Source organism: Providencia sp. TYF-12 (genome assembly GCF_041344805.1).
GTDB classification, from domain to species: domain Bacteria; phylum Pseudomonadota; class Gammaproteobacteria; order Enterobacterales; family Enterobacteriaceae; genus Providencia; species Providencia huashanensis.
In genome coordinates, this window is sequence record NZ_CP166833.1 from 1,871,998 (window position 1) to 1,885,455 (window position 13,458).

At 41.0% G+C, this 13,458-nt stretch carries 11 protein-coding genes and 8 tRNA genes; 11 read left to right on the forward strand and 8 right to left on the reverse strand.

From position 1 onward, the window contains the following. Nucleotides 1–41: 41 nt before the first annotated feature. Both cysK and cysZ read right to left on the reverse strand, forming a co-directional pair. Complete coding sequence (gene cysK, locus ABE954_RS08325) at nt 42–995, reverse strand: cysteine synthase A (RefSeq protein ID WP_048607831.1); 954 nt, start codon at nt 993–995, stop codon at nt 42–44. A gap of 244 nt (nt 996–1,239) precedes the next feature. After that, nucleotides 1,240–2,004, reverse strand: a complete 765-nt coding sequence (gene cysZ, locus ABE954_RS08330; protein ID WP_042844599.1) for a sulfate transporter CysZ — start codon at nt 2,002–2,004, stop codon at nt 1,240–1,242. Nucleotides 2,005–2,222: 218 nt separating this feature from the next. Here cysZ and zipA point away from each other — a divergent pair, with 218 nt between their 5' ends. From zipA to ABE954_RS08350, 4 genes are all read left to right on the forward strand, one after another. Further along, nucleotides 2,223–3,218, forward strand: a complete 996-nt coding sequence (zipA, locus tag ABE954_RS08335; protein ID WP_048607828.1) for a cell division protein ZipA — start codon at nt 2,223–2,225, stop codon at nt 3,216–3,218. 59 nt (nt 3,219–3,277) lie between these two features. Further along, nucleotides 3,278–5,293 (forward strand): NAD-dependent DNA ligase LigA, encoded by a 2,016-nt coding sequence (gene ligA / locus ABE954_RS08340; protein WP_042844597.1) that lies wholly within the window; start codon nt 3,278–3,280, stop codon nt 5,291–5,293. A 277-nt stretch (nt 5,294–5,570) separates the two neighbouring features. Continuing rightward, a complete protein-coding gene (locus ABE954_RS08345; RefSeq protein WP_042844596.1) occupies nt 5,571–6,755 on the forward strand; it encodes a NupC/NupG family nucleoside CNT transporter in 1,185 nt (394 codons plus the stop codon). A gap of 133 nt (nt 6,756–6,888) precedes the next feature. Beyond that, entirely contained in the window at nt 6,889–7,104 is a 216-nt protein-coding gene (locus ABE954_RS08350; protein ID WP_042844595.1) for a DUF3820 family protein, read from the forward strand. 10 nt (nt 7,105–7,114) lie between these two features. Here the strand turns inward: ABE954_RS08350 and ABE954_RS08355 are convergent, their stop codons facing one another. Next, a complete protein-coding gene (locus tag ABE954_RS08355) occupies nt 7,115–7,531 on the reverse strand; it encodes a MarR family winged helix-turn-helix transcriptional regulator (RefSeq protein WP_042844593.1) in 417 nt (138 codons plus the stop codon). Nucleotides 7,532–7,654: 123 nt separating this feature from the next. Between ABE954_RS08355 and ABE954_RS08360 the strand changes: the two genes are divergently transcribed. Next, on the forward strand, nt 7,655–8,407 hold the full coding sequence (locus tag ABE954_RS08360; RefSeq protein ID WP_048607825.1) for an SDR family NAD(P)-dependent oxidoreductase: 753 nt from the start codon (nt 7,655–7,657) through the stop codon (nt 8,405–8,407). A 120-nt stretch (nt 8,408–8,527) separates the two neighbouring features. Here the strand turns inward: ABE954_RS08360 and ABE954_RS08365 are convergent. The 3 genes from ABE954_RS08365 to gltX form a co-directional block, all read right to left on the reverse strand. After that, a tRNA-Ala gene (locus ABE954_RS08365) sits at nt 8,528–8,603 on the reverse strand. A gap of 49 nt (nt 8,604–8,652) precedes the next feature. Beyond that, nucleotides 8,653–8,728: transfer RNA gene (locus ABE954_RS08370), tRNA-Ala, on the reverse strand. Between the two features lie 364 nt (nt 8,729–9,092). Further along, nucleotides 9,093–10,514, reverse strand: a complete 1,422-nt coding sequence (gene gltX, locus ABE954_RS08375) for a glutamate--tRNA ligase (protein ID WP_042844589.1) — start codon at nt 10,512–10,514, stop codon at nt 9,093–9,095. A gap of 428 nt (nt 10,515–10,942) precedes the next feature. Between gltX and ABE954_RS08380 the strand changes: the two genes are divergently transcribed. The 6 genes from ABE954_RS08380 to ABE954_RS08405 all read left to right on the forward strand — a co-directional run bounded on the left by ABE954_RS08380 (nt 10,943) and on the right by ABE954_RS08405 (nt 11,563). After that, a tRNA-Val gene (locus tag ABE954_RS08380) sits at nt 10,943–11,018 on the forward strand. 25 nt (nt 11,019–11,043) lie between these two features. Beyond that, nucleotides 11,044–11,119, forward strand: a tRNA-Val gene (locus ABE954_RS08385). 34 nt (nt 11,120–11,153) lie between these two features. Further along, nucleotides 11,154–11,229 (forward strand) — tRNA-Val (locus ABE954_RS08390). 38 nt (nt 11,230–11,267) lie between these two features. Continuing rightward, nucleotides 11,268–11,343, forward strand: a tRNA-Lys gene (locus tag ABE954_RS08395). 34 nt (nt 11,344–11,377) lie between these two features. Continuing rightward, a tRNA-Lys gene (locus ABE954_RS08400) sits at nt 11,378–11,453 on the forward strand. 34 nt (nt 11,454–11,487) lie between these two features. Continuing rightward, nucleotides 11,488–11,563 (forward strand) — tRNA-Lys (locus tag ABE954_RS08405). A gap of 142 nt (nt 11,564–11,705) precedes the next feature. Here ABE954_RS08405 and ABE954_RS08410 read toward each other — a convergent pair. Together ABE954_RS08410 and ABE954_RS08415 are read right to left on the reverse strand one after the other, a co-directional pair. Beyond that, nucleotides 11,706–12,080 carry a hypothetical protein gene (locus tag ABE954_RS08410; RefSeq protein WP_166732521.1) on the reverse strand — a complete coding sequence of 125 codons (375 nt, stop codon included), beginning with the start codon at nt 12,078–12,080 and terminating at the stop codon, nt 11,706–11,708. Nucleotides 12,081–12,221: 141 nt separating this feature from the next. After that, nucleotides 12,222–12,467, reverse strand: a complete 246-nt coding sequence (locus ABE954_RS08415) for a hypothetical protein (RefSeq protein WP_166687207.1) — start codon at nt 12,465–12,467, stop codon at nt 12,222–12,224. Nucleotides 12,468–13,458: the final 991 nt, after the last annotated feature.

The following is a 13,458-nucleotide window of genomic DNA, read 5'->3' on the forward strand; positions in this document are numbered from 1 at the left end:
CCTTTAAGGTGCTTTTTTAACGAATTTGCAACGAAATTATGTTAGTCAGCAGAAATGTCAGCAAACAGAACAGTTGATAAATAACGCTCACCTGATGAAGGTAAAATTACGACTATATTTTTGCCTTTATATGCAGGGTCTGCAGCAATTTTTGTTGCGGCTGCGATGGCAGCGCCTGATGAAATACCCGCAAGGATACCTTCTTTTTCCATTAATTCACGGGCTGTTTTAACTGCCTCATCATCACTGATTTGAATGACTTTATCGAGTAGTTTTAGGTCTAAGTTACCGGGGATGAAACCAGCACCAATACCTTGAATTTTATGAGGCCCTGGCTTAATTTCTTCACCTGCCAATGCTTGGGTGATAACTGGGGAAGTTTCAGGCTCAACAGCAACGATGGTAACTTCTTTGCCTTTGGTATTTTTTAGATACTTTGCAATCCCTGTGATAGTACCGCCTGTTCCGACGCCCGCAACGACGACATCAACATTACCGTCGGTATCTTCCCAAATTTCAGGGCCGGTTGTTTTTTCGTGAATTTCAGGGTTGGCAGGGTTGTTAAATTGCTGAAGTAAAAGGTACTTTTTAGGGTTACTATTGACAATTTCTTCAGCTTTAGCAATGGCGCCTTTCATGCCTTTTGCACCCTCAGTAAGGACAAGGTTAGCCCCTAAGGCTTTGAGCAATTTACGGCGCTCGATACTCATGGTTTCTGGCATTGTAAGGGTCAATTTATACCCCCTAGCCGCGGCAACATAAGCAAGAGCAATCCCAGTATTACCACTCGTTGGTTCCACTAACTCTTTATCTTTATTTAGGATACCTTTTTTCTCCGCATCCCAAATCATGTTAGCGCCAATACGGCACTTTACACTGAAACTTGGGTTGCGTGATTCCACTTTTGCTAAAATATTACCATTACCAAAATGCTTTAAACGCACAAGAGGAGTGTGTCCAATGGTCAACGAATTATCTTCATAGATTTTGCTCATGGGATATCCTTAAAAATCGGTTAGCGAGTAAAACTGTGTCACTCAGTCAAGACAAAAAATAATATGAATTCAACATACGTGAACAACAAATTAATGCAAATATGATTTGAATATAAGCTTATAACAAAATGCTATTTTAGATCTAATTGTTCTAAGAATGAAATTAAAGCAAAAAATTGATGGTGTGAATGTGTGTGTTGGCATGCGCAGGCGATGAAGCCTGCGCTTATCGGTTAGAAAATACTTAGTAACGGGCGTAACGTCCGCGATACCTATCAACCCACATGAGTGTCGCGCCGCAGACAGCAACAGGCATGATGACTAAATTTACGAAAGGTAGCATCATGAGTAAACTGATGACGCCACCAAATTGAATATTTCTCATGCGTTCTTTCGCAAGCGCTTGTTTCATTTCACTAAAGCCAACGCGATGGTTATCAAATGGGTAATCACAATATTGAATTGACATCATCCAAGCCCCAAATAGGAACCACAAAACAGGTGCTATGGTTTGGCCAATACCCGGAATAAAAAATAAAATCAATAAACCAAGTGCGCGGGGTAAATAATAACCAATACGCACAAACTCACGTTTTATCATGCGTGGAACATCTTTTAGTAGTTCCGCCATTCCTGTGTCAGGAGCGGGTTTCCCTGTCAGTTCGGCTTCTAGTTTTTCAGATAACCAACCATTAAATGGGGCTGCAATAATATTTGCAATGGTACTGAAAAAATAGGTAAAAACTAATAAGATAGAAATCACCGCTAATGGAAAAAACACATAATCAAGCCATTGTAGCCAACTCGGAATATAACTCATCACTTGGTCTATCCAGCCGCCAAGCTTAGTGTATAACCACCAAAAAGCACCTCCTAAGAAAATAATATTTGCTAATAAGGGCAAAATGACAAAGCGTTTAATACCAGGACGTGTAACTAGTCGCCACCCTTGTGTAAAATAATAAAAGCCAGAATGGTCTTTTTGTGGCGAAAATGTCGATTGGGTCATACTTCTTGTTCTCTCCTTTTCGGTTGACTATGTATCATATAGGTATGAAACTAGGCTGACTAGCCATTATTTGCTTAAAAAAGCAGCAAACGAAAGCGGAATATTCTCTTTCTTGTAAGAAAATCGTTCTGAGGGTTGCACTTAGAGCAATTGAGAAATAATCTTAAGGTAGTTTCCGCCGTGTTGGCATAATCATTCATCAACTAGAGATAACAGCGATGCAGGATTTGCGTCTGATATTAGTGGTCGTAGGTGCGATAGCCATTGTCGCTTTATTACTGCATGGTTTATGGACCAGCCGTAAAGAGCGGTCAACGTTATTTCGCGACAGACCGGTAAAACGTCGAAAAAGCGAAACGCAGGATAAATCATCTGAGTATGATGATTCTGTATTATTTACTGAGGACAAACCCACTCAGCAGGGGGCGATTCAACCCGCAGTAGCAGACCCACTTGATTCAGCAAAAAATGAATCTCAAGTTGAGCCAAACATACGGCCAGTAGCTCCGGTTGAGCCTGAACCTAAATTGGCGGCGGCTTCTGAACATCTGGCTAATGAAGAACCTGTGGTGGCTGTACGCACTGAACCCTCTCATGCTCCAGAGCAATTGACTATCAATATGAATGATGAGTCAGTTACTGAGCCACAAGTTAGCACCCAACCTGTGCGGCCTACTGCGATTGAGCCACACATTGATTCAAATAACCTGAAAGAAGAGCCACAGTCGATACAACATGAACAAACAACGGCGAACACTGAAACGAAAGCTGAGCCGCAGGAAGATTCTGCTACAACAAATAGCAAGGAGACAGTTTTGGTACTTCATGTAGCAGCTCATCATGGGCAAGAGCTACAAGGTGAAGTATTATTGCAAAGCATCCTTCAAGCAGGGTTCCAGTTTGGTGAAATGAAAATATTCCACCGTCATGTCAACCCGTCGGGTACTGGGCCTGTATTATTTAGTTTAGCCAATATGGTTAAACCAGGTTCCTTTGATCCTGAAACGATGTCTGATTTCACAACTCCGGGTGTTTCCATGTTTATGATGGTGCCATCTTATGGTGATGCAGGGCAGAATTTCAAATTGATGTTACAAGCCGCTCAGCGTATCGCATCCGATGCGGGTGGTGTTGTGCTTGATGATGAGCGCAAGATGCTCACACCTCAAAAAATAGAGGTGTACCACGCGCGGATCAGAAGCACGTTAAACTAAATAATCGTTTTATAAAGGCCCCCTTAACTGGGGGTTTTTTATCTTTAATGAGTGTGATCATGACTACCAAGCAAGAAATAGACCAATTAAAAAAACAGTTACGTCATCATGAATATCAGTACCATGTATTAGACGCACCCGAAATTCCAGATGTTGAATACGATAAACTTATGCAACGTCTGAAAAGTATAGAAGAGGCACATCCAGAGCTTATTACGAGTGATTCGCCAACTCAGCGGGTTGGTGCTGCGCCTTTATCGGCGTTTGAAACGGTTCGCCATGAAATTCCAATGCTGTCATTAGATAATGTTTTTGATGAAGCGAGTTATTTAGCTTTTGATAAACGTGTTAGAGACCGCTTAAAAAACCATGAAGAGCTTACATTCTGTTGCGAATTAAAGCTTGATGGGCTAGCAGTTAGTTTATTGTATGAAAATGGTGAGCTAGTACAGGCTGCGACGCGTGGAGATGGGACGGTTGGTGAAAATATTACTGCCAACGTACGGACCATCCGAGCTATCCCCTTGCGTTTGACTGGGGATAATATCCCAGATCGAGTGGAGATCCGTGGTGAAGTCTTTATGCCACAAAAAGGGTTTGAAGCACTGAATGAAGAAGCGCGTAGGACAGATGGCAAAGTATTCGCAAATCCGCGTAATGCCGCAGCGGGCTCTTTACGTCAACTTGATCCACGCATTACAGCGAAAAGGCCATTAACTTTCTATTGCTATGGTGTTGGGGTTGTTGAGGGAGAAACATTACCTGATACCCATTATGGGCGTTTGATGCAGTTTAAAGCGTGGGGTTTGCCTGTTAGTGACTATGTTCAATTGTGTGTTGGCTCGCAAGCTGTATTAGATTTTTATCGCGAAATAGAACAAGCTCGACCAAGTCTTGGTTTTGACATCGATGGCGTCGTTATCAAGGTCAACTCAATTGCTATTCAAGAGGAATTAGGCTTTGTTTCACGAGCGCCACGTTGGGCTACGGCATTTAAATTTCCAGCTCAGGAACAAATAACTCAATTGAAAGACGTTGAGTTCCAAGTCGGGCGTACTGGGGCTATTACGCCCGTTGCGCGTCTTGAACCTGTGCAAGTTGCCGGGGTGATCGTGAGCAATGCGACGCTACATAATGCCGATGAAATTGAACGTCTTGGGGTTCACATTGGTGATACCGTTATTATCCGCCGTGCAGGGGATGTGATCCCGCAAATTGTCAGTGTCGTGGTTGAAAAACGTCCTGTTAATAGCCGTGAAATCGTGTTTCCAACCCATTGCCCTGTTTGTGGCTCTGATATTGAACGCATTGAAGGCGAAGCCGTAGCGCGTTGTACTGGGGGGTTGATTTGTGGCGCACAGCGCAAAGAGGCTTTAAAACACTTTGTTTCTCGTCGTGCCATGGATGTTGATGGCATGGGGGATAAAATTATCGATCAACTGGTTGAAAAAGAATATGTCAAAACGCCAGCTGACCTTTATCAATTGAGTGCAGGTATTTTAACTGGTTTAGACCGTATGGGGCCTAAATCAGCTCAAAACTTAGTCACTGCACTAGAAAAATCGAAACAAACAACACTGGCACGTTTTATTTATGCATTAGGTATTCGCGAAGTTGGAGAAGCTACTGCGGCTAATCTTGCAGCGCATTATGCAACATTAGAAGCGGTAATGTGTGCAGACGAAGAGTCACTGAAAACTGTTCAAGATATCGGTCATGTGGTGGCGAAACATGTCGTGAATTTCTTCCGCGAAGAACATAACCAAGCCGTTATTAACGACCTGATTACTAAGGCTAATATTCACTGGCCAGAAGTGAAGGTCGTGAACAGTGCTGAAATTGATAGTCCATTTGCTGGCAAAACAGTGGTATTAACTGGGTCAATGAGTGTATTAACCCGCGATGAAGCAAAAGACAAGCTGGTCGCTTTAGGTGCAAAGGTGGCTGGAAGTGTTTCTAAGAAAACGGATATGGTGATTGCAGGGGAAGCGGCAGGTTCTAAATTAGTGAAAGCGAATGAATTGGGTATTCATGTTATAGATGAAAATGAGTTAATACGTTTGCTGAATATTTAATGGTGAACTATATTCAATCTAATTTTGTTGCTTACAAGGTGGTAAGCAACAAAATAATACTTAGGTCGTTGTAAGCCTTAACTTAAATTTTCATTAAGATTTCTGTGCAAAAAAAGTGATTACAGGGTTTTGTTATAGTTGAAACGTGACCGCCTTCTTCTTTTTGCAAAATACACCTAGTAAGCTTTCATATTAATGTGACCACCGTCTCATTTAAATGTTGTCTATTACATAGAATATGCACATAGACTGATTCTTAAATTTGTTGGAGTCGCATATGACCTCGATCCTGCATTTCGTTTTATCCTTAGTAGTAATTGCTGCTCTTGCAATTTTAGCAAGTAGTAACCGTAGCGCGATCCGCCCCCGCTATGTTATTCAACTCCTTGTTATTCAAATTGCGTTGGCTTACCTTTTCTTAAAATCTAATATCGGCGAATCTTTTGTAATGGGTGTAGCAGGGGTGTTTACTCACTTGCTAGGCTATGCAGCGGAAGGGACGAAATTTATTTTTGGCGGCATGATTGAGGGCAATTTAGCGTTCTTTTTCTTACAAGTCTTGTGTCCAATCATCTTTATTTCTGCATTAATTGGTATTTTACAACACGTCAAAATTTTACCTATCGTGATCCGCATTATCGGTACTGTATTATCGAAAGTGAACGGTATGGGGAAATTAGAGTCATTTAACGCAGTAAGCTCATTATTGTTAGGGCAGTCAGAGAACTTTATCGCGTATAAAGACCAACTCAATAGAATGTCAGAGCGCAGAATGTACACCATGGCGGCAACCGCAATGTCTACGGTATCAATGTCTATCGTTGGTGCTTATATGACCATGTTGGAACCTCGCTTTGTGGTCGCGGCATTAGTGCTTAATATGTTTGGTACTTTTGTTGTTTTATCATTAATTAACCCGTACCCACCAGAAGGTGAAGAAGACATCCAAATGAGCAATTTGCATGAAGGGCAAAGCTTTTTTGAAATGTTAGGCGAATATATCCTTGCTGGGTTTAAAGTCGCAATTATAGTATCAGCTATGTTGATTGGTTTTATTGCCCTAATTGCGATGGTTAATGGTATTTTCTCTGCAGTATTCGGCGTTGATTTCCAAACGATGTTAGGTTACGTGTTTTATCCATTTGCTTGGGTTCTTGGTATTCCTGCGGATGAAGCTTTACAAGTTGGCGGCATCATGGCAGTTAAGATGGTCACGAATGAGTTTGTCGCAATGGATGGCTTACAAGCGATTGCTGGTGGCTTATCAGAACGTTCTGTCGGTATCTTATCGGTGTTCTTAGTCTCTTTTGCTAACTTTTCATCTATCGGTATTATTGCTGGTGCAATTAAAGGGTTAGATGAAAAACAAGGTAATACAGTAGCACGCTTTGGTTTGAAACTATTATACGGTTCAACATTAGTGAGCTTCCTATCGGCAGCTGTTGTTGGCTTAGTTTTGTAATCAATAAAAAAGTGTTAAATTGGCAAAACGGCGTTCAAATGAGCGCCGTTTTGCTTTCATATAAAAAAGAAAACTGTTAAAAGAACAGATAAAACGCAGTCAAAGACACAACACTAAAAATGTAAGAGAATAAATGGAAAAACAAGATCTCATCGACATAGCAAATACCTATATGCCGTTTGGTAAGTACAAGGGGCGTGTGCTAATAGATTTGCCAGAGGAATATTTACTTTGGTTCTATAAGAAAGGAGAGTTCCCTGCGGGGCGTTTAGGGCAATTAATGGAAATGACCTTAGGGTTAAAAATTGAAGGGCTTGAAGGCCTTGTGAAGCCACTTAAACGCAGTTAAGCAGCTAAGGCTATTTGTGGCTTAGGGAATCAGTAATTTTCTTACTCAAATTAATAAACAGTTCTTGCTCTTGTTGAGTTAATACTGTTTTAACCTTTAAGGCATTTTCAGCACGGCCAGTGGCTGCACGTTGTAAGAAATCATGCCCTTTTCTTGTTAAGTGGGTGATCAGTTCCCGCTTATCTTCTTCAGATTGATACTGTTCAACAAAATCATAGGATTTTAGGACTCGAAGAAATTTCGATAAATTTTGGCGGGAAAGTCCAAGGGATTGGCTTAATTGGCTCGGCGTCAAATCACCTTTAAGCCTTAATATTTCTAGTACATCATATTGGCCCCAAGTTATTTGCTCGGGGGTAAAACTCGCTCTGCGAGCCACTAATGTACATTGTAATAATGAAAGCGCATCTTCAAGAGCATCTGACATAAAAAATGTTCCTTAATATTCAATCACTCAAGTATACATTGACTTTTTAGATAAAACGATACATTGATTAACTAAAGTTAATTGTTTATAGTTAACTTTGGTTAATCATAATTGAGGTGCATCATGGGGAAATTTAACGACCGAATAGCGCTTATTACGGGCGCATCAACAGGCGTTGGCTTTGGTATTGCTCAGAAATTACATTCCCTCGGAGCGACTGTTGTTATAACAGGGCGCAATCAGCTTACATTAACACAAGCTGCGAAAGAAATAGATCCAGCGGGTCAACGCATCAGCACTATCAAAATGGATGTTGCAAATGCGCAAGATTTCAAAGCAACGATTGAAAAAATTGAGCAGCAGTACGGTGCTTTGCATTATCTGGTGAATAATGCGGGTATCACTGGCCCACATGGTGTCAATGTAGAGGATTACCCATTAAAGGCTTGGCATGATGTGGTTGCAACAGATATCACGGGGACGTTCCATGGTTTAAAATATAGCATCCCTAGTATTTTGCGTAGTGGGGGCGGAGCGATTGTCAATTTATCTGCTTGTAATGGGGTGACAGGGATCGCAGGGATTGCACCTTATACGGCGGCAAAACATGCAGTGTTAGGGCTTACGCGCTCTGTGGCGTTAGAGAATGCGCAAAAAGGTATTCGTATTAATGCTGTTGGCCCAGGTTATGTACAAACGCCTAATATTGAGAGGTTACCGCAAGCAACTCAGGAATGGATGTCTTCAACACACCCAATGGGCAGGATGGCGACAAGGGAAGAAATTGCTAATGTGGTCGCCTTTTTATTATCAGATGAAAGCAGCTTTATGACAGGCGCATTTATTCCTATTGATGGCGGTTATACAGCACAATAATGTAGTAAGTATTAAATATAGTGGAGTGCAAATGAGGTAAAAGTAAATTGATGTTTTACGACATTAATGAAAAAAACAAGCGATTTTAGTAAGAAGAAACGAGTAATCAGAGGAAATTATTGGTGGAGCTAAGCGGGATCGAACCGCTGACCTCTTGCATGCCATGCAAGCGCTCTCCCAGCTGAGCTATAGCCCCAATAGAATAATTTTGATGTTGTATTAATGCCACCTAACAGGGAATTAGATGGTGGAGCTAAGCGGGATCGAACCGCTGACCTCTTGCATGCCATGCAAGCGCTCTCCCAGCTGAGCTATAGCCCCAAATACAATTCTTTTGGACGTTGGGATGATATTCAAGGCTAGGGGGAGTGTCAATCAAATAATGGTGTTTTGACACTGACTGCTTAAATATAAAGCAAACATCAGTTAATTCAAATGATTGAAGTGGCTAATTGGCACGGTTAGGTTGCAGTTATGATTTAAAGCGCTTGATGAGATAGGCTGCTTTTCCTTATTTCCGCTAGGCTAATTTTTTATTTAAGAGCTTTGAGCGTAATGGTAGAGCACCTAGATTAAATTGATTGGTATGGGTGGGTTAAGTCATTTTTTATATGACATGAATACATATCTAAATAAAAGCCCCATGCCTAATAAATAACATGGAGCTTTTAAACTTTAGTTTTTATTATTGTGCGCTTGCTTCGCGTTCACTAATAAAGGAGAGTGCTTTGTCAATACGAGCGATAGAGCGTGCTTGGCCAATTGCATGAACAGTAACATCAAGGCCTGGTGATTGGCCTGCACCTGTTACAGCGACACGTAAAGGCATTCCCACTTTCCCCATACCGACTTCAAGTTGCTCAGCGGTAGCTTCAATCGCTTTATGGACATTTTCAGCATTCCAGTCGGTGATTGCAGCCAGTTTGTCTTTAACTACTTCTAATGGTTGACGAGCGACAGGGCGTAGGTGTTTTTTCGCCGCATCAGCATCAAACTCTTCAAAATCTTGATAGAAATAATGACAAGATTCGGCCATTTCTTTTAGGGTCTTGCAACGTTCACCCAATAGCTTAATTAAATCAACTAACTGAGGACCTGTACTCGTGTCGATATTTTGCTGTTCAATATGCCATGCAAGGTAAGTCGCTACTTCTTCAGCAGGTAGTGTGTTGATATAGTGATGGTTTAACCACAGCAGTTTATCTGTATTAAACGCACTTGCTGATTTGCTGATCGCATCTAGAGTAAAATACTCTTTCATTTCATCAACAGTAAAAATTTCTTGATCCCCATGGGACCAACCTAGGCGAACTAAGTAATTTAATAGTGCTTGAGGTAAATAACCATCATCACGATATTGCATAACACTTACTGCACCATGGCGTTTTGATAATTTTTTACCGTCATCACCTAAAATCATTGAAACGTGTGCATATTCTGGAACTGGTGCACCTAATGCTTTTAGGATGTTGATTTGGCGAGGCGTGTTATTGATATGGTCTTCACCGCGGATCACGTGAGTGATTTCCATATCCCAGTCATCAATAACTACACAGAAGTTATAAGTTGGTGAACCATCTGTACGGCGAATGATTAAATCATCGAGTTCTTGGTTGCTAAATTCAATTGGCCCACGAATCCTATCATCAAAAATTACAGAACCCTCTTGTGGGTTACGGAAACGAACAACGTGAGGTTCATCAGGAGTGTGGTTATGAGCGTGATCACGGCAGCAACCGTCATAGCGAGGTTTTTCATTGTTTGCCATTTGCTGTTCACGTAACGCTTCTAAACGCTCTTTTGAGCAGTAACAGCGATATGCAGTACCTGCATCTAACATTTGGTCAATGACAGCATTGTATCGGTCGAAACGCTTAGTTTGATAATAAGGACCCTCATCCCAATTTAAATTCAACCAGTTCATACCGTCCATAATGGCATCGATAGCTTCCTGAGTTGAGCGTTCTAAGTCGGTGTCTTCAATACGCAGGACAAATTCGCCCTGATTGTGGCGACTAAATAACCAGGAATACAGAGCAGTACGAGCACCACCAACGTGTAAATAGCCAGTTGGGCTAGGTGCAAAACGGGTTTTGATTTTACTCATCGAGATTGCCTTAATTGCAAAACATTGTTTTTGAATTGCTTATTTGCTCGCTAGCCAATCGAAGAACTGAAACAAGACATCATTAAATAGGGTTTGTGCAGGACGTTCTGGCTAGTGATATTTATAAGCATTGCTAAAATGTGACTCTATTCTATCATCCTGTAGTGATTCCTCAATCAAGTTATCAAAATAGAAGGAAAGAAAATGATTATTTTGCCGATAAAAATAAAAATAAATGTGGAGGAAAACAATTTTCACTTTTTTGAGCGATAAAATAAGGGTGAAATATATAGGTAATTGATTAAAAAGGCAGCTTTTATGGCGAATATTGAAACATCTTGATTATTTTTGCAACGAACGAAAAAAATCTATTGAAAAATCGTTGACTCAGAACTCAGTATCCCTATAATGCACCTCCATCGACGACGGGGCGATTAGCTCAGTTGGTAGAGCACCTCCCTTACAAGGAGGGGGTCAGTGGTTCGAGCCCGCTATCGCCCACCACCGTTGACGATGAAAATAAATAATTGGGCGATTAGCTCAGTTGGTAGAGCACCTCCCTTACAAGGAGGGGGTCAGTGGTTCGAGCCCGCTATCGCCCACCAATTATTTATGAAAATGTGGAATAAGTCATGAAGTGGGCGATTAGCTCAGTTGGTAGAGCACCTCCCTTACAAGGAGGGGGTCAGTGGTTCGAGCCCGCTATCGCCCACCACTTCATTTGTTACTCGCATTAAAAATACGAAATTAGATGGGTCGTTAGCTCAGTCGGTAGAGCAGTTGACTTTTAATCAATTGGTCGCAGGTTCGAATCCTGCACGACCCACCATCTAAAAGAAACAAACAATTCAAGCAGTTCAGATGGGTCGTTAGCTCAGTCGGTAGAGCAGTTGACTTTTAATCAATTGGTCGCAGGTTCGAATCCTGCACGACCCACCATCTAAAAGAAACAAACAATTCAAGCAATTCAGATGGGTCGTTAGCTCAGTCGGTAGAGCAGTTGACTTTTAATCAATTGGTCGCAGGTTCGAATCCTGCACGACCCACCATCTCAACAGCAGTTCAAGTCAATTCACCGCCCCGTAAATACTCAGTCGCCAATCCATACCTCGGCAAGCTGGTTGCAGGTTCAGGCCGCAGGCTAAATTCGTAGAATTTAAATCCTGCACGACCCACCATCTCAACAGCAGTTCAAGTCAATTCACCGCCCCGTAAATACTCAGTCACCAATTCATACCTCGGCAAGCTGGTTGCAGGTTCAGGCCGCAGGCTAAATTCGTAGAATTTAAATCCTGCACGACCCACCATCTCAACAGCAGCGCAAGCCAATTCACCGCCCCGTAAATACTCAGTCGCCAATTCATACCTCGGCAAGCTGGTTGTAGGTTCAGGCCGCAGGCTAAATTCGTAGAATTTAAATCCTGCACGACCCACCATCTCAACAGCAGCGCAAGTCAATTCACCGCCCCGTAAATACTCAGTCACCAATTCATACCTCGGCAAGCTGGTTGCAGGTTCAGGCCGCAGGCTAAATTCGTAGAATTTAAATCCTGCACGACCCACCATCTCAACAGCAATTCAAGCCAATTCACTACCCCGTAAATACTCAGTCGCCAATTCATACCTCGGCAAGCTGGTTGTAGGTTCAGGCCGTAGGCTAAATTCGTAGAATTTAAATCCTGCACGACCCACCATCTCAACAGCAATTCAAGCCAATTCACTACCCCGTAAATACTCAGTCGCCAATTCATACCTCGGCAAGCTGGTTGTAGGTTCAGGCCGTAGGCTAAATTCGTAGAATTTAAATCCTGCACGACCCACCATCTCAACAGCAGCGCAAGCCAATTCACTACCCCGTAAAGACTCAGTCACCAATTCATACCTCGGCAAGCTGGTTGCAGGTTCAGGCCGCAGGCTAAATTCGTAGAATTTAAATCCTGCACGACCCACCATCTCAACAGCAGTTCAAGTCAATTCACCGCCCCGTAAATACTCAGTCGCTGAGCAGTACTTTGATCTTGAAGATAGCGGTTATGGAATAAAACCGACATCTGCAATGTTTATTCACCATACATAAGATAAACTTGTTGAAATGTAGGTGAACATTGAAACAGTATTTTTGCATGGTTAGAGACAATATCTTAAAAATTACATAACCATTTGATGTAAAGTCATAATTGTATTTTTTATCTGGAGAGGTTGGCAATAATGATAGATAATCTGATAGGCTTAAATAAGCATTGGTTAATTAAAATAATAGTATTGTAGTAACATAAGGTGGGATATCGAGTTTCACTATCTGTCTTAATTATGCAATAATGCAATGATATTATCATCTGAAGTTAAACTCTGTTTGAGTGTTATTTCTTGATATTTAATTCCAACCATGCTATTGGGACGATAAAAATAACAATATTAAATTTAGATTATCAATTAGCATTATTTATTCATAATTTTGTGATGTTCATCAAGTAAAGTGAATAATAAACTTTTTTAACGTTAAGGTTTTGTTATCTTGATAGTTATGATTTGGTAGATATTTACCTTGCTGCTTTAAAAATTTAGCATTTTGGTTAATTGTAACAGAATGGTGCTTTTTGTAACTCATTGATGTTTAATATTACCAAATAGTTTTAGAGGTAAAATTTATTGTTTTTACTATTTTTTACATAAAACTAGCAAATATGCTCATATTTTCACTTCCAAGTGCCTGTACTACTTTAATATCATTAATAATGTTACAGTGTTAAATTATTCTGTTTATTTCCTTTATTTTCAGGTTATACATCGGTGTGAAGGGTTTTTTTTAGATTAATATTCTGATATCAGCCAAGTGACTGAAGGGGATAGGCATAAACCGACGAGTCCTGATCATTATAATTGATTGATATTACAATATTTTATTGTTACTTTAAGAGTGTGAAATGATTTGTTACATAGTTGC